This window comes from Vibrio sp. 10N.261.51.C6, from assembly GCF_041471785.1.
Taxonomy (GTDB): domain Bacteria; phylum Pseudomonadota; class Gammaproteobacteria; order Enterobacterales; family Vibrionaceae; genus Vibrio; species Vibrio crassostreae_C.
Map to the genome: position 1 here is coordinate 38,073 of NZ_JBFRPB010000019.1, position 20,853 is coordinate 58,925.

17 protein-coding genes are annotated in these 20,853 nt (G+C 44.6%); 8 read left to right on the forward strand and 9 right to left on the reverse strand.

All coding sequences use genetic code 11. The features are described from left to right. Window positions 1-23 precede the first annotated feature (23 nt). A complete protein-coding gene (locus AB4375_RS04520) occupies window positions 24-527 on the reverse strand; it encodes a YgjV family protein (RefSeq protein WP_017060023.1) in 504 nt (167 codons plus the stop codon). Window positions 528-650: 123 nt separating this feature from the next. Continuing rightward, complete coding sequence (locus tag AB4375_RS04525; RefSeq protein ID WP_017069851.1) at window positions 651-1,451, reverse strand: PhzF family phenazine biosynthesis protein; 801 nt, start codon at window positions 1,449-1,451, stop codon at window positions 651-653. Between the two features lie 581 nt (window positions 1,452-2,032). Between AB4375_RS04525 and AB4375_RS04530 the strand changes: the two genes are divergently transcribed. After that, complete coding sequence (locus AB4375_RS04530) at window positions 2,033-3,064, forward strand: PotD/PotF family extracellular solute-binding protein (protein WP_017069850.1); 1,032 nt, start codon at window positions 2,033-2,035, stop codon at window positions 3,062-3,064. A gap of 3 nt (window positions 3,065-3,067) precedes the next feature. Beyond that, window positions 3,068-5,500, forward strand: a complete 2,433-nt coding sequence (locus AB4375_RS04535) for a bifunctional diguanylate cyclase/phosphodiesterase (RefSeq protein WP_029235660.1) — start codon at window positions 3,068-3,070, stop codon at window positions 5,498-5,500. A 230-nt stretch (window positions 5,501-5,730) separates the two neighbouring features. Here AB4375_RS04535 and AB4375_RS04540 read toward each other — a convergent pair whose 3' ends face one another. After that, window positions 5,731-6,756 carry a GGDEF domain-containing protein gene (locus AB4375_RS04540; RefSeq protein ID WP_372051095.1) on the reverse strand — a complete coding sequence of 342 codons (1,026 nt, stop codon included), beginning with the start codon at window positions 6,754-6,756 and terminating at the stop codon, window positions 5,731-5,733. A 9-nt stretch (window positions 6,757-6,765) separates the two neighbouring features. Continuing rightward, window positions 6,766-7,221 carry a hypothetical protein gene (locus AB4375_RS04545; protein ID WP_017069847.1) on the reverse strand — a complete coding sequence of 152 codons (456 nt, stop codon included), beginning with the start codon at window positions 7,219-7,221 and terminating at the stop codon, window positions 6,766-6,768. Window positions 7,222-7,683: 462 nt separating this feature from the next. Between AB4375_RS04545 and AB4375_RS04550 the strand changes: the two genes are divergently transcribed. From AB4375_RS04550 to AB4375_RS04575, 6 genes are all read left to right on the forward strand, one after another. Further along, window positions 7,684-8,058 carry a cytochrome c gene (locus tag AB4375_RS04550; protein ID WP_029235248.1) on the forward strand — a complete coding sequence of 125 codons (375 nt, stop codon included), beginning with the start codon at window positions 7,684-7,686 and terminating at the stop codon, window positions 8,056-8,058. 37 nt (window positions 8,059-8,095) lie between these two features. Further along, a complete protein-coding gene (gene ccoN, locus AB4375_RS04555) occupies window positions 8,096-9,520 on the forward strand; it encodes a cytochrome-c oxidase, cbb3-type subunit I (RefSeq protein ID WP_017069846.1) in 1,425 nt (474 codons plus the stop codon). Next, window positions 9,521-10,135, forward strand: a complete 615-nt coding sequence (locus AB4375_RS04560; protein WP_017064719.1) for a cbb3-type cytochrome c oxidase subunit II — start codon at window positions 9,521-9,523, stop codon at window positions 10,133-10,135. Next, the gene (locus AB4375_RS04565) at window positions 10,132-12,288 is read left to right on the forward strand and encodes a c-type cytochrome (RefSeq protein ID WP_372051096.1); all 2,157 of its coding nucleotides are present in this window, start codon (window positions 10,132-10,134) and stop codon (window positions 12,286-12,288) included. The genes AB4375_RS04560 and AB4375_RS04565 overlap by 4 nt, the downstream gene beginning before the upstream one ends. 266 nt (window positions 12,289-12,554) lie before the next feature. Further along, entirely contained in the window at window positions 12,555-12,782 is a 228-nt protein-coding gene (locus AB4375_RS04570; protein WP_050621601.1) for a PAS factor family protein, read from the forward strand. A 282-nt stretch (window positions 12,783-13,064) separates the two neighbouring features. Further along, complete coding sequence (locus AB4375_RS04575; protein WP_372051097.1) at window positions 13,065-13,247, forward strand: hypothetical protein; 183 nt, start codon at window positions 13,065-13,067, stop codon at window positions 13,245-13,247. Between the two features lie 171 nt (window positions 13,248-13,418). Here the strand turns inward: AB4375_RS04575 and AB4375_RS04580 are convergent, their stop codons facing one another. The 5 genes from AB4375_RS04580 to AB4375_RS04600 form a co-directional block, all read right to left on the reverse strand. Further along, complete coding sequence (locus AB4375_RS04580; RefSeq protein WP_372051098.1) at window positions 13,419-14,711, reverse strand: alpha/beta fold hydrolase; 1,293 nt, start codon at window positions 14,709-14,711, stop codon at window positions 13,419-13,421. 396 nt (window positions 14,712-15,107) lie between these two features. Continuing rightward, window positions 15,108-15,845, reverse strand: coding sequence for a DUF3726 domain-containing protein (locus AB4375_RS04585; RefSeq protein WP_372051099.1), 738 nt, complete (start codon window positions 15,843-15,845; stop codon window positions 15,108-15,110). Continuing rightward, a complete protein-coding gene (locus AB4375_RS04590; RefSeq protein WP_372051100.1) occupies window positions 15,842-17,653 on the reverse strand; it encodes a hypothetical protein in 1,812 nt (603 codons plus the stop codon). Before AB4375_RS04590 ends, AB4375_RS04585 begins: the two co-directional genes overlap by 4 nt. Before the next feature lie 263 nt (window positions 17,654-17,916). Continuing rightward, window positions 17,917-19,524 (reverse strand): BCCT family transporter, encoded by a 1,608-nt coding sequence (locus AB4375_RS04595; protein WP_372051101.1) that lies wholly within the window; start codon window positions 19,522-19,524, stop codon window positions 17,917-17,919. Window positions 19,525-19,754: 230 nt separating this feature from the next. Next, on the reverse strand, window positions 19,755-20,750 hold the full coding sequence (locus AB4375_RS04600; RefSeq protein ID WP_017060833.1) for a membrane dipeptidase: 996 nt from the start codon (window positions 20,748-20,750) through the stop codon (window positions 19,755-19,757). Window positions 20,751-20,853: the final 103 nt, after the last annotated feature.

A 20,853-nucleotide genomic window follows, 5' to 3' on the forward strand; every position in this document is an offset into this window, starting at 1 on the left:
TGGGCCTTAGCTGTACTGTAAACCTAAGCAGCGGCACTCTTTTTGAAGTAAAAACGGTAATAGCCCACCAAGTTACTGCAGATAAACAGCGCCTCCATAACAACCGCTGTTGGCGAACCAACTAAATAATTGTGAACCAACCAAAAGCTGGTTCCGATGATCATCAATTCTCTTAATCGACGGTCATCCTTATTGAAGGCTGCAAAGGTCTGAAATACGGAGGCAAAGCAACTCAATATGCTGGTCAGCCCTGAGTAAGTCACTGCGGTTGCGACCACCGACATCGAAGAAAACAAATATTTAAACTTAGACGAGGTAGAAAATACGCTCGTCAAATAGCGAATCGTGGCAATCGTCATTAAGCTCGCCGCTGTCCATTGTTCAAGAAGGATAAAGTGACTCGAAATAAGAACGCCAGCAAAGAACAGACAAGTGACGATTTTCTTCCTTTCCTTGAATTGGAATGACAGAAGATCAAAACAAATGGCTATCGCGACTAATACTTGGGAAAGATAAAAGGCAGACACGGTGATTCCTTCAATAATAACATTCCGCCCTAGCCGCTTCTTTCACGGTGAATAATCGAATAAAACATACTAGGCGGTTACAACAAAACAGAGCAAACAGCGCTCTAAAGCTTCTATAAAAATCTAAAGCTTCAACACACCACTAATCACAGTGGTCGCAGAGCCGATTAACTTTATTCGCCCATTAGCCAATAATTCAGTCGACATATAGCCACCACGACGAGACGCCTGATAAGCACTGAAACTGCTTTTGTTGAGCTTTTCTGCCCAGTGTTGCGTCAATGCGCAATGTGCCGAGCCAGTCACAGGATCTTCATTAACCCCAACCCAAGGTGCAAAGTAGCGAGAAACAAAATCAAGTTCCGTATTTGCTGCCAATGCTGTCACCACTACACCTCGCCCTTGAATACCTTTTAACGCATCAAAGTTTGGTGAAAGCTCCAATAACACTTGTTCGTTGGAAACTTCGATTAACTGCTTAGAGTCAAATTCTCTGAATGAAACTACTTGATGCGGATCTAAACCTAGGTGTTCAAGCAGCGTGAGGTTGGGTTCAGAACGCAATGATAGCTGTGTACTAGGAAAATCAAGCTCGATAGACGATTCACAAACGGCGGCAGATAATTCCCCAGATAAGGTGTTAAACGCGACCTTATCACCTGTCCCAAGCAATCCTTGTTCTTTCATCACATGAACCGTTGCCAGTGTGCCATGTCCACACAGCTTCACTTCGACTTCGGGAGTGAACCATTTAAGCGTCATAGTGTTAAGCGCGAGAAAAGCCGTTTCAGATACCGCCATCTCTTCAGCGATTGAAAACATTAACGACTCATCCAACGGCTCTTTGGAGATACAGACCCCGGCAGGGTTCCCTTTAAACGCTTGAGTTGTAAACGAATCTACTTGATATATCTCTAAATCCACAATGGCTCCTAAATGCACAACATTTCCCAAACCGGCAATCATGGCTCGTTGGGACATAACCTAGATATTGCTGCCCACAATAAGCACAATCACCTTGTGCTACAAGTCTTTAGCAACAACTTTATCGATACTTATTGAGAAACGAAACAAATGATAAACAAAACGTTATAGAAGTGTTTTTAGGGATAAAAGAACATTGAACATAAGAGTAAATCGCGATGGCAAAACAAAGGAATAACGACGATTAATACGAGCGAGAACCCGAAAAAGGTAATCACCGCATCATTATTTAATGATTAATATTTGCATAATAACTTGTAAGAATGGATGTTATGATGAATATTAATTTAAATAATCCATTCACGGACAATAAACTGGAATACGTACTTGTGTTGAATACGATACGACGGAGTCATCCTTGCCTCACACGATAAAGGTTCGGTATCAAGTAGGAGTAGCAAGTTGCTATTTGCATGAAATGCATGAAGTTGAAGTTGAAGTTAAATTAAGTGCCTAAATTTGAATCATGTCGCAAATTTTGGGCTACGATTTAGTTATCACGTACGAAAGGGAATCCGTCAGTGAAAGCGTTTTGCGTATCAATACTTGCGTCAACATCCTTTTTGGCTAGCCCTGTATTTGGCCAGCAGCATGATATTTATCTCTACAATTGGGATGAATTTTTATCTGACAGCGTCGTTACCCAGTTGAGTGATACCTACGGCATCTCACTAAAGCAGCAATATTTTTCTGACGAGTCCATTCGTGATGAAGTGCTATTGAGTGAACGACGAGGTGCGTTTGAATTGGTTGTCATTGAAAGTATGAAACTGAAAGCGCTGGCTAAACAGAACTTATTCCACAACCTGAGCGACTTGCAGCAATCCCTTTCAAGCAACTTTGACTCAAGATGGGTGGATGGGTGTGGCGAATATGGAATCCCCTACGCTTGGGGGACATCCGGCATCTTATACCGAAGCGGAAAAGTTGAGGCTCCCAAGTCTTGGGGCGCTCTTCTAGACCCTGAAACCAAAACCAGCGGCCGAATCAGCATGTATTATGAGCCTACGGATTTGGTGAGTGCTGCGCTTCTGATGAATCAATTTGAGCCGTTTACCAACAACGAACAAGAACTTCGAGTCGCTTACAAAACGCTACAAGCACAGAAGCCTCACCTTGAAAGTAATGAATACGTTGTCGATTATATTCGTCATCCCGAACACTTAGCCAACATCGACCTCGCCTACGGATACTCAGGTGACAGCTATGTGCTTAATGATGCCGAACCTGAGGCATCTTGGGCCTACACAGTGCCTCTAGAAGGAACAACCTTATGGTTAGAGTGTATGGCTGCAATTAATAACGGAGAGCGATCTCCACAGGCAACCACGATTCTCTCCTTCTTATCGCAACCCGAAATCGCCGCTCAAAACGCAATGGATTCATGGTTTGCAACGCCAAGTTCAAAAGCAAAAGCACTCACTTCTCAGGAGTATCAAAACGATCCCGAGCTTTTCCCGAATAAAGAAGTATTAGATCGCAGCTACCTTTATCAGCCGTTAGAACCGAGTAGCATTCAAATTCGCAATCGTATTGTCGACAGTTTGAGATAACTCATGCCAGTATTGAAGAAGCTCTATTTTGTACTTTTACCAACGCTGACATTTGTGCTCCTGATAGCAGGAATCGTGATGTACAACTTCGCATCAAATCATGCTAAGCACATGTATTTGGACAAGGTGCAATCTGATGTGAACACCGCTTTAGTCGCGGCGGAATACGAGCAGCTCGGCTTGTCCTTACTAGTTAAAGATATCGGTTCTTCGTTGCAGTTCCTCCGCTACATTCAAAATCCTGGCGACTACACGACTCTATCGCTATTGGAAAAACGAGTACTCCGAGTATTAAGCCAGAATCACGTCAATCAATTTGGGCAACGCAATGTTTATATCGTGGACCCTAAGTTCAAATTAACGCTTTCGACTCTCAGAGCCGATCCTTTCGAGGGGCTAAAGATCCCTGACAAGATTTACGAAAGAGTCTTCGATATATACACCTCGTTAATCAGCAAGAAGGAACTCTCCTACGAAGGCTTCTCTTATGTCTCGATCAGTGGAGAGCTCAGATACTCGTATGTTGCAGCAATTGACCCTTACCTCCTTCCTCAAGACAAACGTGCAAGTAACAGTTTAAATCGCTACATCTTGATTGCTGACGGACCTCTGATACAACTCTCTAGCTTATTAATCAAATACAATGACGATGACAATATTCAGTTCTTAATCGAGCCATCCTCTGACGCTGCCAACATCGGAAATACCCAATTCGTTATCAAATCAATTGAGCAAACCCAAGATAATATCAATGTGCAGATGACCAGCCGAAATCTCATCGCGCAAGTAAATATTCGAGAACAAAAGTTCAACCATGAGAAAGCCATCATCACTAAACAAACCTTGTTAGGTGGCTTTGGCACTCTCTTTACGATCATGTTGATCGTGCATTTAGTGGTGCGTTACCAACTTGTGCGCCCGCTTAAAGACTTACTTCAAGAGATATCGATCGGCGGGCTCAAACTTAGATACTTCAAACGCTCATCAGGGCAAAGTGAAATTGATGGTTTAAAGAACGCGTACATAGACTCATTAACAGAGTTGAAGTTCGAAGCCGAATTCGACCAACTCACCAAGCTAGCTAACCGACGCTCTTTCATCAGACACCTTGATGTACGACTAAAAAGCTCGATGAGCCCACACTGCTATGTGGTTTGTTGGGACATCATCGATTTTCGTAAAGTTAACGATCTCTACGGGGCAAAAGTTGGTGATAATGTACTGATAAGCTTAGCTAAAGCACTGAAAGAGACACTACAAAACCAACAAGCCTCTTTGGGCTTTAGTTGCAGTGATTACTCTTTAGCCAGACTGGGAGGGAATCAGTTTATCGCGATCTTGGAGATGGGTAAGAACCAAGTGATAAACGAAGAAATTGAGAACATCAACAATACGCTGACCGGCACCACCTTCCTTGACTACTATGGGTTTCGATTATCACTCGCAACAGGTGTTTTACCGCTCGACACGCCAAAGTTCGATGAGATTTGGCACCGATGCATCGATGAAATGTTAGCTAATGCGAAGTCTCATAGTGATGGCGAAAGTCGTATTGTTTATGGCGAAGAGTTGTTACATACCTTGGAACGCCATGACGTTGTAGAGAAAAGACTCTTAGAGTGCTGCGAAAGTGACAACTTTGAACTTCGCTTTATGCCTATTTTTAACGCCAAGACACTTCAGATAGATGGCGCGGAGTGCCTGATTCGTTGCCCAGCCTTATTCGATATCGATGCGGGACCAGAAGAATTTATCCCAGTTGCAGAAAAGAGTAACCTTATTGCCAGGCTCGACATGTGGGTCATTGGCACCGCGATCAAAAGCTATAAAGAGCTTTCAGAACTTCATAAATACAAGGGCACTCTGTCAATTAATATCTCGGCGATGGAGCTCTACAACCGTAATTTTGCCGACAACATCCGTAAAGTACTCGAACGTTATCAAGTGCCACCTGGCAACATTATTATAGAGATTACCGAGACCAGTTACGTGAAAAGTACCAAGCTTACGGTGCAGACTATCGAGAGCCTCAGAAGCTTAGGTTTAAAGGTCTCCCTTGACGATTTTGGTACGGGCTACACAGCGTTTAACCAACTTCTCCACTACCCTGTGGATGAACTCAAAATTGATAAGAGCTTTATCGATAACATGGTAGACGACAAGGCCGACCGCAAGATGGTCGAATCTATGGTTAACTTAGGCCACTCTTGTGACACGCTAGTCGTCGGAGAAGGTGTTGAGTCGATAGAACAGTATCATTACCTCAGAAAAGCCAACTGTAACCTAATACAAGGCTACTTCTTCAGTCAGCCACTCACTTATCTGGAATTCATCGAGTTTGTTCGAAACCATAACCCGCAAGCAATTTTAAACCCGCAGTCTGTTAGCAGTTCGAGATCTAACGAGCGAATCGTTGCACTCACTCAAAAGCAGTAACCTTAAACCTAAACCTCAACCTCAAAGCCTCTCTTCCTATTCAAGCGCGGAAAGCCACTATAGCTATAACTAGTAGTAGAACTATCTTCATCAGAGCAGGAGCTCTCTATTGGCTGCACATTGAATGAGGAGGCAAATAAAGAATGGCAAAAGCCATGATAGTGAAGCGGGAGAATGGTGAGCGTACAGTCAACAAAACCTAATGATCTAACTTATCGCTGATGCGGGGATTAACTCTGCATCGTCGTTAGTAGCTCCATCATATCTTTAGAGCTGATGTTCTTCTTATGCCTGACTACAGCGTCAATCATCAATTCTAAATTCCCCGCAGAGATATAATCCTTAAGCACGTCATTGAATTTTTCCTGTATCTCATCACTTGTGTACAATTGCTCAGGAATGAAGAATAGAAACTGACTGCCACTACTACGAAACGAGATAGTACTTTCCGGTACCTTTGCCGTCAGGGACTTAGCAGCTGAACTCACCACCAAGTCTCCATATTCAAGTCCATACTTTTGGTTTATCTCACTAAGGTTTCTGATTCTTACAAAGTAAAGGTCGAAATTACCGTTTGTTGGATAGCTGTTCTTAACAAACTGCATGAGCGAGACTCGATTGCGAAAGCCAGTAATGAAGTCGGTAGAATGAAGTTTTCGTTTGATTGCAAAGTCGACGTAAAAAATCGCTCCTGTCACAAGCAGTAGCAACACCAGAAATACGCTGCTTATCTGATGCATCATCACCAACTTGTCGACCATTGTGGTGTTTTCTTCAATAACCGGGCTTTGAAGTCGAAACTTTTCGTTAATAAATTCGACCAGCGTGTTGTAACAAATATCAATTTTCTTCTGCAGTGATTCCTTAGGCAAAGCGCCTTGATTCACCAACTTAATTGAGGATTCTAACGACTGAAACTTTTCAAACTCTGCGGTAAAGTACGGTTTAAAGTTTGCTGAGCGAATAAAATTGGACGATTCAGTGCTGTTGATCAGAATATCAAAACGACTCCAAGTAATGTCATATGCCAACCAAAGTTCATCATAATCAATCGTCTTTGCATGGCTAACCATCAAGAAGTTTGCATACTCTTTGACGAGTTGAAAAACAAACCAAGTGGCCTCATTTTGGCGGTTAGAAAAGCTCTTGTTGATGTCATTAATTCGAGTGACACTGTAGATATTGACGGATATAACAACCACGGCCAAAGACAAAACAACGACTTTGATTGCGGCCATAGACAACAGCTTCTTCATAATTAGCCTCTACAGGTGAATATCACGAATCTGCCAAATCATCTTGGCATGGAAATCAGGGGTATTGGTTTCAGGGTTCGCAGAGATTGGGTAAATCAACCAAAACGGGCCTTTCTCTCTCACAGACATAAACTCCCCATTCTTTTTAATCGCAATGATGGGTTCATAGGTATCAAAATCTTCTTTGGGCACCGCAATTTTATAGTCATTCAATGCTACGAAAGTGACTTGTGATGATATCGGTAGATCCATATTTTCAAGCACCGTTTGTAACGTCACACCACTATAAACGGTCAGACCCTCGACCCAAGGCAAGGTGGTAGTAATTTCTTTTTGAGGAAGTGACAGGAGTTGCTCTCTACTAAAACCATGCTTTTGCCCGGAGTGGTCGAAAACCGTTAACTCTGAGGCTGCAAAAATCGAAAACGAGCAAAGCCAAAGCATCAACAAGAATACAGTTCTCATTCTAAACTCCATTTAAAAAGGTCACTAATTTGAGTCTAGTATAAATTGACCATTTAACTTGTACCGATACCACTCAGATTGATTGGTATCGCTTTATCCCTAATGCCCCTACACCTCGCTGTTTTTCAATAACTTCGCCGTTTCTCTGTCTCTTCCATCACCGCTCTCGTTCAGCACTCCCTACCCGCTTGACGTATTCCTTCTCAACCGTCTAGTAACAAAAACTCGTATTTTACTCTGCGTAAGTAAACCAATAAGCCCTATGAATACGTATGAAACAACAAAATTAACAATAAATATGAGTAAGTCAGTAGCGAAAATGCTGGTTGCTGCATAACCTTTAATCGAACGTAAGCAGCTTTAAGAGACTTAATAACGAGTTCCAGTCGTTTCTACTTCACCAGTTGATCTCGTGTATTGATCTTAGAAAGCTTACTCATTTCATAATCAAGGGAATCGAGAATGAGTTTGAATATAAAAAAATTTAACCCCATGGCGACACTTTCTACCCTAGTAATGACGCTGGTCATGTTTCCTGTTTCTGCTGAAGTTAATCAAGAACAATTCGAATTAGGTAAACAAAAAGCTAAAGTGTGTATGACCTGTCATGGCGCTGATGGCATCTCAACACAAGATCCCTACCCGAACCTTCGCGGTCAAAAAGTGGGTTATCTCATCTCTTCATTGAAAGATTACCAGACTCGAGAAAGAACCAGTGGCTTAGCGATTCTCATGCAACAACAAGCCGACACGCTCTCAGACCAAGACATCCGTGACATTTCCTATTTCTATTCTGTGCTCGGCAACGAAGCAGGCTCGCTCAGCGATTCAAATTAAGTCAGCGATTCAAAACCTCTAGGCAAGGAGCCTTGTTATGGAACAAGTGACAACGCAATACAGCATTAAGGTCGTGAAGTACTTCATCATTGCATCCTTAGTGTGGGCGATTGTAGGTATGATCATAGGCGTGATTCTCGCCGCGCAATTATATTGGCCAGTCTTAAACTTTGATTCTCAGTATTTCCAATTTGGTCGACTGCGTCCGCTACATACCTCTGGAGTAATTTACGGCTTCGTCGTGAATATCTTGATGGGGACGTCTTTGTACATTGCCCAGCGAACAGGCCATTGTGACTTGTTCAACAAAAGCCTTTCATGGATGGTATTTTGGGGCTGGCAATTCATCCTGTTACTTGCGGTCATTTCCTTACCCGCAGGCCACACTACCTCAAAAGAGTATGCGGAGCTTGAATGGCCAATCGACTTGATGATTGTGTTGGTTTGGGTGCTGTACGCGGTGTTGTTCTTTGGCACCCTTGCTAAACGAAAGGTCAGCCATATCTTTGTGGCTAACTGGTTCTTTGCTGCATTCATTATCGTCGTTGCAATGATTTTCATCGTGAACAACCTCGCGATGCCTGTGTTGGCGATGAAGTCCTACTCTGTGTTTGCAGGCGCTCAAGATGCGATTGTTCAATGGTGGTGGGGACATAATGCCGTCGGTTTCTTGCTGACCGCTGGTGTGATTGGTATGAACTACTATTTCATACCCAAAGCGGCGGATCGACCTATCTACTCGTACCGTTTGTCTGTGATCCATTTCTGGGGCTTGGTCGGCTTTTACACGTGGGCCGGAACGCACCATTTGGTTTACTCTTCCGTTCCTATCTGGATTCAGAACATCGGCATCGTGATGTCATTGATCCTTTGGCTCCCTTCTTGGGCAGGTGCGTTCAATAGCGCAATGACCCTCCTACAAAACAAAGAAAAGCTGAAGTCCGACTACATTCTTTTATTCTTTTTCTCAGCGATTCTTTACTACTGCTTGGCGACATTCGAAGGCCCGCTACTCGCTATTCGCTGGTTCAACATGGTGGCACACAACACCGAATGGATCATCGGGCACGTACATTCCGCGGCTCTCGGATGGGTTGGGATGTCAGGGATAGCGGTTTTTTACTACTTCATTCCACGCTTATGGGGCCAAACCGATCTATGGTCACGACGACTGATTAAATGGCACTTTTGGCTTGCTCATGCTGGCGTCGCCATCTATGCAATAGCACTTTGGATCGCAGGCATCGGTGAAGGCTATATGTGGCTCGCTCAAAATGAAAATGGCGAACTGATTTACAGTTTTGTAGAAGCTATGGACTTTAAAGCACCTTGGCTATTCATGCGTTTCTTTGGTGGCGCGCTGTTTGTACTTGGATTGTTCTTAATGGCTTTCAACTTGTACAAAACGGTTCGTATGCCCGTAACAAATGATGCTAAACACACTGTTAATGAAGGAGCTTAAATGATGAGTAAAGACTTTACACATTCAATCGTCATTTTAATTTTAACCACTGTTGTCGTGGCCTCCTTCTCTTTATTGGTCTGGGTAGTGCCAAGCATTGTCCGTGGCGATGATATTGCCAAAGGCAGCTTAGCGATGCCTCTCACACCGATTGAGTTAGCAGGCCGAGACATATACATCAGTGAAGGCTGCCATGTTTGTCACACACAAATGGTTCGCCCTCTAGAGCCAGAAGTGAAGCGTAATGGTCGCCCGAACCAAGAAGCAGACGATATCTATGAGTTTCCTAACTTGTGGGGCTCTAAACGTACTGGTCCTGACCTCACTAACCTAGGTAGAAAGTATTCTGACCAATGGCATGCTATTCACTTAATTGACCCTCGAAAAGTCGTACCGACCTCGATCATGCCCTCTTACCCGTGGCTATTTGAGCAGACTCTGACTGGCGATGATATTAGCGCCAAAATGGAAGTGTTACGTACCTTAGGTGTGCCTTATACCGATCAAGAAATTGGTGATGCCCGTTTGCAAGTAAGAGGCAAAACCAAAGGTGAAGCTCTGATTCGCTATTTACAAAGCCTGGGTAAAGATACGTCACAGGAGGTATCACAATGAGCACATTCTGGAATCTATGGGCGGTACTCTTAACCTTAATATTCTTTGTTCTGATGGTGTCTGTTGTCGTTAAATACTGGCGTAGCAATCACAAGGCCGATCACGACCACACCATTGGCACCTTTGATGGTATTGAAGAGAAAGATGCTCCTCCACCTAAGCTATTATTTGTCAGTTATGCAGTGGCATTTCTTTTGTCTGCTGGTTATTTGGTGCTCTACCCCGGGCTCGGCGAATGGGAAGGGTTAGTCGATTGGGAACAAAGCGACGATAAGCTCAGTTCACCATCCACCACTCTCAATGAGCAATTTGCACAAACCAGTGAAACCACGTTAGAAGGACTAGCTGCCGTCCCAGAGATCGTGAACAGCGGTAGGATTCTATTCCAAACTCACTGCGCCGCTTGTCACCGAGATAACGCTCAGGGACAAAAGCACTTTCCTAATCTGATAGACCAAGAGTGGCTTTATGGTGGCAGTGATGAAGCTGTGATTCATTCAATCGCCAAAGGCCGGAACGGTGCTATGCCGGGTTGGAGTGAAATCATGCGCCCAGATGAGGTGGCAAAAGTCTCTTACTATCTAGCCTCCCTCAACCAACGTCATACCGATGTGCCGGAGATTAAAGTCGAGCTCGGTAAAACCTTGTTCGTCCAATACTGTTCGTCTTGTCATGCTGACGGTGCTGTCGCTAACCCAGCGATTGGCGTACCTGATCTTTCCGATGATATCTGGCTTCACGGAGGGAGTATTGAAGAGATTCAGCACACCATCAATTACGGTTTGAACAACCTAATGCCTGCGTTTGATGAGCAGCTCAGTGAGAACGAGATACTCGCGCTTGGGGCTTATATCCGACACGCTGGTGACGTAGAGCAACAACGGCTCGCGAGTTTGAAAGCATCATCTGTTGAGCGCGGAGAATATCTCGCTTATGCCGGTGACTGTGTGGCTTGTCATAGTGCAGAAGGTGGCGAACCCTTTGCTGGCGGCCTACCCTTTGTCACCCCCTTCGGCACCGTGTATTCAACCAACATAACGCCACACACTACCGAAGGTATTGGGACTTATGACTTCGATGATTTCCGAGCGGCGTTAGTCGCAGGTAAAGGCAAGAATGGTTACCTGTACCCTGCAATGCCTTACACCTCCTATCAATACCTCACCGACCAAGACATGGTGGATTTATGGGAATACATGCAGTCAATCACCGCCGTGCCGCGACGCAATGATGACAACAGCATGATGTTTCCATCCAATATTCGCTTAGGTTTGCTTGGCTGGAACATCGTATTCATGGATACCGACCCTATTGATTATGAAGTGCCAGAGGAACTCAAAGGAGAAATTGAGAATGTCGATAAGTGGCAACAAGGCAAATATTGGGTCGCAGGACTTGGTCACTGTTCGGAGTGCCATACACCTCGAAATATTGCCCAAGCACTGATACCAGAACGTATTTTCCAAGGTAACTTGATCGACGGTTGGAACGCGCCTGATATTACAGCCAATGAGCTCTATATCGATGGTTGGGATGAAGCAACACTCACAGACTTTTTACACACAGGACATTCAGACAAAGGCACCGCTTTTGCGGGTATGGCTGATGTAGTGAAAAACAGCCTAAGCTTGATGACGCGTGAAGATATTGAGTCGATGTCCTATTACCTACTCAGTGGGGACATCAACAACACCATTGCCAGTGATGCCGTTCAGTTACAGCCTAAAGGGTTTGATGAAGCTGCGTATGCCAGTGAAATCTACACCACGTATCGTCAAACCTGTGGGGCCTGTCATGGTGACGATGGTAAAGGTCGCGATCCAATCGCCCCTACTCTGTTGAACAACGGTATTATCATGCACAGCGACCCATTCAATACCATTGCGGTAACGGTGCGCGGCTTGCAACCCACCTATCTCGACAAAGACAGAAATTTCATGCCAATGGCAAGTTTTGAGGATGTACTGTCGGATCAACGCTTAGCTGAGTTAATCACGTTTGTGCGTTTAAACCTTGGCGACAGAAATGAACCGGTCACGGCTGAGCATGTTCGAGAGGTAAGAGAAACACTTGAAGCAGCAGGCTATGCAGGTGGATTACACACCACACCTGAAATGTACGAAAATCGAGATAAGAACATTAACATACGATAGGCGCTGTAGCTGTGCGTAGCCGATTGGCTCAATAAACAGCGAACAGCACGTAACTTTTATCTTTGCTAACAAGCCAAAAGGAGACCACTGTGTCTCCTTTTCTTTTGCCCAAACCCAAGTTTTCGATACTTTGCCGTACAACACAATTGTAACTAACTGATTACACAATTAAGCAGAGCTGCACATAATGCGATCAATCTCGCAGAACAAAGATGACACCAAGTGCATAATATGCAAAATTTTCTAAAGATGTACTAAGGACAGTTATGGATACAACTACACTCATCTACGATACGTTGGAAGGCCTGTCGAGCGCAAAGCCTCAGCAACACGCTCAAATCCGCCAAAATCTATATAACCAATTAGATTTATCATTTGAGAAGCAGTTGGCTTTGTATTCATCAGTTCTTGGTCCAGCAAGTGCTGGTAGATTGACCGATTTGGATAGTGCAGTGATATCTGCACGCAAGATTGTTGGCTTAGAAAACAGCTAAGCAATCTTCAACCTATCTCAACTTTAACGCTGCCATTGTGCAGCGTTTTTTTATGGACGCTATTTACGATAAGTAAGGTTGGTTACGATAAATGCTGTTAGTTGCGATAAATACGGTTAGTTGCGATAAACGCGGTTAAGAAGATAAGTGCAGTTGGGTCTGTTTTTCAAGTTACACGCATTCTCATTTGGTTAATCTTATGTTCCATTTTTAACAGGTGTGTAACCACAATAATGGCGCTAATGTTAGTAGCACGTTAACCACACATCGGATGGAAGAATCATGAGAGTACTTATTGAATATACACAAACAGGCAAATACCGTGATCATGCGTGGGAAGCATTAACGATTCGTTCAAAAGGCGAAATTCAAGCTGTAACTCCCTCTTATGCGGCTCAGCTTATCGAACAGAACCGCGCCAGCTTATCGACCACTGAAAATCAAGATATCATCATCCAACCTTAATGGCTTCAAGGGCTACCCCTCCTAGTTCCTTAAATCGAATAGTTCGATGACATAAAAAAACGCTGCATGGGTGCAGCGTTTTCTTGTTTCTGGCGTATCGTATTTCTAACGTAGATAGTTTCTAAAGTAGAAAGCTTCTAACGCATCTTGTTTCTAGTGCAAATAGCTTGATTACTTTGGCAGATTTTCTAACGCTTCAACCATCGTCATCAATTTATCGACAATCCTTTCGCCGTCTACTCGCAAGCCATTGTGTTCATATTCATTGGTGATCCACGCTTTCGAGTTAGGAATGTTCGCCAATGTTTCACGGCTGTAATCCAACTCAACGTACATGTCATCGGCGTAAACGGCACACGCCATTGGCAGTGTATTCTTGCTCAACTGCTCTGCGTTGTACAAAGTGCCCCAGTCCGACTTTTCAGCCAACATGTTCGCGGCTTCACGCAGTGGCTTCAGCGTTTCAAGTTGGTCGAACATCCATGGGTACACCATTTCACCAGTAAACCAGAACTCACTGCCCGATTGGTAGTTGAAGTGTGGGTACTGCTCACGAACACGATGTGCAGACCAGTTAGACGCTGTACCTTGACAGTAAATCGATTCATGCAAGATTGCGTAAATTGGGTTAGTTAAGTAACCCTGCTCTTGCTGCATTTGATTTAGGAAGCTGTAGCTCAGCTGTCTGTTACCGTTCACTTCAACAAACGCACTCTCCAGTGTGAAATACATTGGAAGGTTTGCTTCGCCGCCACCAAGATTAATACCTATTAGCTGGAACTGTTCAACTGTGAACACCTGACCGTTTGGCAGTCTCACATCGTTGTTGAGCAGGTAATCAGAGATCTCGCGACACATAGCTTGTGCTTGTGGGAACTGAGCAAAGAAAGCTCTGTTTTTGTCTTCTACACGCTTGTAAGTCGCACGATAAACATCGTCAGCTTCTCGTTCAATAGAAGGAATGCCGCCCGTCACATAACAACGCTGCAAGCTCTGTGGGAACAGTGACAAATAGCTCAGTGTACAGAAGCCACCAAAGCTTTGACCAATCGTCGACCATTGCTTAATACCAAACTGTTCACGAATCGCTTCAGCGTCACGAACGATGTTATCCGCTCTGAAATGCGTTAAGTATTCGACTTGTTGTTCTGGAGACAAATGCGCCAAAGTTTCATGGCTGATAACCGTGCTGTTGCCAGTACCACGTTGGTCTAGAAGCAGAACACGGTAGTTTTGTAATGCACGCTTTAGCCAACCCGATTGACCACTCACCCGTGGAGAAGGAAAACCTGGGCCGCCTTGAAAGTAGATCAACCACGGCAGCTCTTGCTCATCTTTAGCGAGATCAACCAGCTCACGTGCGAAGACTTGGATCTGTTGTCCATCTTTGGCTTGATAATCAAGTGGCAACTCGAAAGAGTGCTGACGGTACAGGGTGGCTCCATCAATAAAGTTAGCTTGCACGCTTCATTCCTTTTTATCTGATTCTAAAGTCATTGGTACGAATAAAAATGGCACCCTTTGGCACCGTAGTTAGCAAGATACGCATACTAGCTTGTAAATGAAACCGTTTGTTGAACCTGAATGTGAAGGTACTTCATTAAATCGCCAAATTAGCTTTATACGCGTAACAACTTGTGTCAAAACAGAGAGTTTAAGATGTGATCTATTGAGAAGAAGAACAAAAGTGGGACACAAATAAAAAGAGCTTAACGAGGTGAGGATACGTTAAGCTCTTTGGTTTTATCTGTTGTAAATGAGGTTTTTAGGTTGAACAAGCTCAGGCTTTATAGGTTTAGTTTCTATAAGCCAAAGATCTATAAACTGAGCTTCTGTAACTTATAGCTCTATAAAACAAAGCTAAGAAGCCTCGAGCTCACCTGCACCTTGAATTGAACGTTGGCTGTTTTCAACAAGGATAGCCGTCGCCGTTTCTTTCAACGCGCCCCACTCTCCATCGTCAACTTCAATGCCCTCGTTCCACGCCTTCTCTTGAGTTTTAAAAAGCGCTTCCGATTCAATGTGTGTTTGGTAGCCATCTGACAAACGTTCGATATCGAAATCCTGGACGGAAAGCTCGATGGTCATATTGTGGATATGATCGTCCGATGCCAGAGGCAAATCTGATAAAAACAGTTCTGGTGCAACGCAACCACGGTTAAGCACATACAAGGTGCTCTTAGGATTTGAGCCATTATCCCAACGTGCGGTACATGCGATGCCTTTCGCTGCCAGTTTTACAAGCTCACTGTACGCTAACCAACGGTTATGGCAGTTGTTTAGCTCGATTTTCAGCGTCTTTTTACCGACCATTTTTTCAATGGCGTAATCCATCACCACAGGAAGATGACACGCTAAGCTCGCCTTGTGCAGGTCCACTTCAACTGTGTTGTCGCTTGTCACTTGGATGTCTACAGGGCAATCGTCTTCTAGCCCCATAAAGTTGCTCGCATTGTTAAAATGACGAACACCATCCAAGCCAACCATTTGTAAATCTGCCACCATGTTCGCTATCACATCGGCTTCACCACATGTACGACGCATACCCATAAAGGCTTTATTAACGGCCGCTACCAGTTCATTGTGAGAAACGATCATAACGATTTACCTCCATGTTGAGCGTTGATATGTGTAGGAACTTTATTTGAGTCAGCGATCTCCGCTTCACTTGGTAAGATTGGGAACACCCATTCGTCCTGATGAATTTCATCAAGCAACGGTGCACCTTGGAAAAACGTCACTCGTACCCAACGGTCTGAGCGAGGATCAAACTTAGTCGCTCCAAACATCGCTAGCTTACAACGCAGCAAATGCATTGGTGGCGAGTCTTGGTGCAGCACGTTCATTTGAATGTCGCCCATCGCCTTGTTACCTAACGTCCACACACGGCGCGCAATGGCACGATGCTGCGGTTGTTTAACAAGGAATTCAGCCAATGAAAGCTCTGGCGCGAATTGCAATAAAGCATGGTACAGACGGTAAGCTTGACGGCCGATATCCAACGGCAGTTCGCGCTCTTCGCCGAGTTCCTCGCCTCGAACACCGAGCCTTGGCTCTTCTTTGTCCTGAGAGCGATACCAGAACCAGTAGTTATTTTCTGCTTTCGTAAAGCCAGTCGTGATCGCCCAACGGTACTTTTCTTCTAACACAACCAATAGGTCTTGGATCTTTTTGCCACTAGGAAGCGAGAGTGTTTCGCTACAATTCATTTGCTCTTGATGGGCGTCCACTAATTCTGGGTACAATTCCATCAAGCATGAGATAAGGATTTCTTGGGCTTCCATACTCATGTGCTTAGATTGTTCAACTAACTGCGCCCATGTATCGCAATGGTTTACAGAAGCTTCTAGTGACTGTTCTGCGTGTTTCAACTCATCAACAGCGGTTTTGTTCAACTCTTGCTGATTTTCATTGATGGTAACAACTTGTTCTAAATGACAAATCGCTTTTTTAACTAATGTACGTAGGGGCTCAATCAATGCCGTATCCGTGTGATTAGCTAACACGTCAGCTAATGCATGCTCACGGGTTGTCATCCATTGATCGACAATACTTGGGTGGTTAATCAGATATGGCGCCATACCTAAACCTGTGGCATTACCCACACCTAGGCAGCGTTGTAAGCCTCTGTGCAAGGTAATCGCTTGTTCACCGCCTTGTTGCTCCGCTAGGTAATGAACCCAATCTAGGCTGAACTCACGCAGCATATAAACAGCACACATTTGAGCACTGAACGATTGATTAAAATCTGGATTCTTTTCCAAGATTTTAAAGTCAGCAATACCAAACTTACCATTACCATAAACCGCTGTGGTTCGTAGGATGTAGCCAACTTCCGCTAGCTCTTTTGGCGTTGGTTGAACACCTTTAGCCAAGTGACTAACAATATGTTCAAACACTCGTACACTTTTGTTGGCACGCGCTAAAACAAGCACATTGTTAGGGTTACGGCCTGCTTCTTGTAGCGGTACATTCGCACGAAGTCTCTCAAGTAGGGTGACATCAACATCACCAAGAACCAGAGCAAACGTTACGTCCCACTTTTCAGCAATTACACGGTCATTTCGTTCGTCGTCTGCAATCTCATCGCAGAAAACAACCAAATGATAAACATGATTTGGCGTCTCAAGCTTATAGATAACATGACCAAAACCTCGAGCGTCTAGTTGCCACTCATGCTTAGTCACTTTCCATTGCTGTTGCGCCATTTTACGAATCAGAGTTCTTACGAAGCTGATGCGTGTTTGGTGCATAGCACCCAGTCTTTCCGGTGCCATGACGACCGTTGCGTCACGTAGTGCTGATTCAGTGTAGGTAGAACGATGTGCATCCATTTTGCTCACCACCTTATAGTTATAGGATTTTGCTAGCCATTCAGAACCGATCGTTGCTGTCTTTTGAAGCATATATAGCGACAGTATGTTGGTTAGCTTTCACGTTTTTAATCGTTATTGATATTATCGAGGCAAGCGAACTCGCCACTTATTATTTGTCCTGACTAGATCGATTGACCTAAATACGTGCCGCCCGGTGTATCTTCACCAGTACGGTTTTTATCTTCCTTCCGGAATCTTGTATCAGCCTTCTTTCAAAGGCTCACACCTTGTTTATCTTCAGTTTTTAGAGAGCTTTATCTCTACATTTTCTTCTTTATACCGGCATTGATCTTTTATAAGCCTTGATCTTTCGCCATCTTGATTGCGATTTGAGGCGCATTCCAAAGTGATGGCAACAAGATTAAGGACACCGGTACCGCGGTGATAACAATGAAGGATTGCAGCGCTGAAATACCGCCAGAGCCTAGGGAAATCAGAATTAACGCTGTTACCCCCATCATCACACCCCAGAAGGTACGAATAATTGCATTCGGTTCTGTCTCACCACTGATCACCACACTGATGGTGTAAGTCATTGAGTCACCGGTCGTTACGATGAAGATCGTGGTTAAGATCAAGAACAGAATTGAGATAAGCATTGGCATTGGTAGCTGCTGAGTTACCGCCAGTAGCGCACCTGGTAAGTTAAAACCTTCAAACGCCTTACTTACGCTGCCTGGATCTGCGATTTCGAACGCAAGGCCAGAGCCGCCAACAATTGTGAACCAGAAGCAAGTAACAAACGGTGCAATCAAGCTAATGGTTGATACCAATTGGCGAATACTACGACCGCGTGAAATACGTGCGATGAAGATTGCCATCATTGGGCCGTAACCTAAGAACCAACCCCAGAAGAATACTGTCCACCAGCTCAACCACCCCTCGTCACCACGGTATGTCGCCATTGGGATGAAGTTATCGATCATGCTGCCTACACCTTGAATGTAGCCGTTAAAGATAAAGTTTGTAGGGCCAAAGATCAGGATGTAGACCATCAATGCCATTGCCAGAATCACGTTGTAACGGCTTAGCATTTGCATTCCACGGTTAAGGCCACTTAATGCCGACAATGTGTATAGAACGATAGCGAACAGGATGATGATAAGCTGCGTCGTGAAGCCATCAGGAATATCAAACAGTGCGTTCAGTGCGTAGCTCACTTGCAAGCCTAAGAAGCCGATAGGACCAATGGTGCCCGCCGCTACTGCGACAATACAACATGCATCAATCAATGCGCCGGTGTGACCTTTCAATGCTCGCTCGCCTAAAACTGGGTAAAGCAAAATACGAGGTTTAAGCGGTAAGCCTTTGTCGTAGTGAAGGTGCATCACCACAATAGACGTTAAGCTACCGACAATGGCCCATGCTAGAAAACCCCAGTGCATGAAGGATTGCGATAAAGCATTCACCGCGCCTTGCTGTGCGTTTTCTTGTGCGCCGTACAATGGTGGTGGGCTAACGTAGTGAGCAATAGGCTCTGCTGCTGCCCAAAATACACCGCCACCTGCCAGTAGCGTACAGAAGATGATCGCCATCCAACGGAAGCCGTCCATTTCAGGTTTAGCGATGCCGCCTAGGATAACCTTGCCTGTTCGCCCTGCCGCCAGGCCAAGACCAATAAGAAAAGTCAGAAGAAGAAGCATTTGCCAGTAAGGACCGAATACTTTTACAGACCATGCAAAGCCCGTATTTACTAGGCTTGATAACAGCTCGCCATCAAATAGAGCAAGTGCCACGAACAGAGCGATAAAACCGCCGCTGTACCAAAGTGCTGGGTTGGATAGGCCTAATTTGTCTGACGTAGACTCAGACTCGTTTGTGTTGCTTTTTGCATTAATTGTTGTGTGTGCTTGACCCGCATTTAAGCTTGAAGATTTCACGCTATTGGTTAAATCAGACATACTCTGACTCCAGAGGTTTCTTTGCAGCTGTCATTTGAATGATGACTACAAGGGTGTATTTAACACCTGCCCTATTGTTTTTTGTGTTGGGCAGGCTAATCCATGTTTGGGTTACCGCGTTGCGAAATAGACCGTTGTTCCTTTTGAATAGTGAAATTGGTTTAAGCAGCACTTGCTTATTGAACGTTTGTTAGAAGGCTGCTAATTCGATGATGGCTCGCGAGAAACCGTTAACCCTTGGTTTGAGGCTCTAGGCCATCTTTCAAGAAGTTAAACCAGTTTTCTCCCAAGACTTGCCCAGCTTCAGACTCGCTGAAACCATGACGCATCAATCCGTTATATATGTTTTCCATACCCGCACTACCACAGAACCAAGGCAACGCATCTGGCCAACCTGAGTTGTTTGCAGAGCCTTCACCGTAGTCCATTGCCTTCGACCAACGACCATTTCTCATCCATTCAAGAACGGCTTGAGGTTGGTTTAAGCATAGGTCACTGCCAATACCCAGGTGCTCTACGCCGACCATGTCAGCCGTAGTCGCAACCATCTGGCAGAAATCTTCCAAGGTACATTGGCTGCCGTTTGGTAGGTGGAATGGGTACAAGCTGAATCCGATTAAGCCGCCGCGTGCGGTTAGAGCTTTAATTACATCGTTTGATTTATTTCGTAGTGCATCATGAGCAAACGTCGGGTTCGCATGGCTGATACAAATAGGACGAGAAGACAAGTCGATAGCTTCAAGTGTTGAGCGCTCTGCACTGTGAGACATATCTATGATCATGCCCACTCGGTTCATCTCTTCGATGGCTTGTTTACCAAAGCGAGTAATACCTGTGTCGTTCTTCTCGTAGCAACCCGTCGCCAATAAGCTCTGGTTGTTGTACGTCAGTTGCATGATCAAAAGACCTTGCTTACGCATCACTTCGATAAGACCGATCTCATCGTCGATTGGAGAACAGTTTTGAGCACCAAGGAAAATGCCGACTTTGCCAGTCGCTTTTGCAGTCTCGACATCAGCCATTGAGTGAATCGGCATGATAAGGTCTGCGTTCTGCTCGAATCTTAAGTTCCACTCTGCAAAGCGAGATAAGGTTTCACGAGCCGTCTCGTGGTAAACCGCGGTAGCGTGAACTGCTGTAATGCCGCTCGCCTTTAGTGTTTGGAAATATTCTCTGTTCCAATTGCAGTATTGCAATCCATCTATAACAATCCGTTGCTGGTACATAACCACTCCTATTGAAAGCTCAGTGTTCTAGCTCGGTTTTGAAAACACGCTCAAATAACATGTTTTCAAAAATGGGTTAAATCACTTGTCTAAGTTCGTTTGC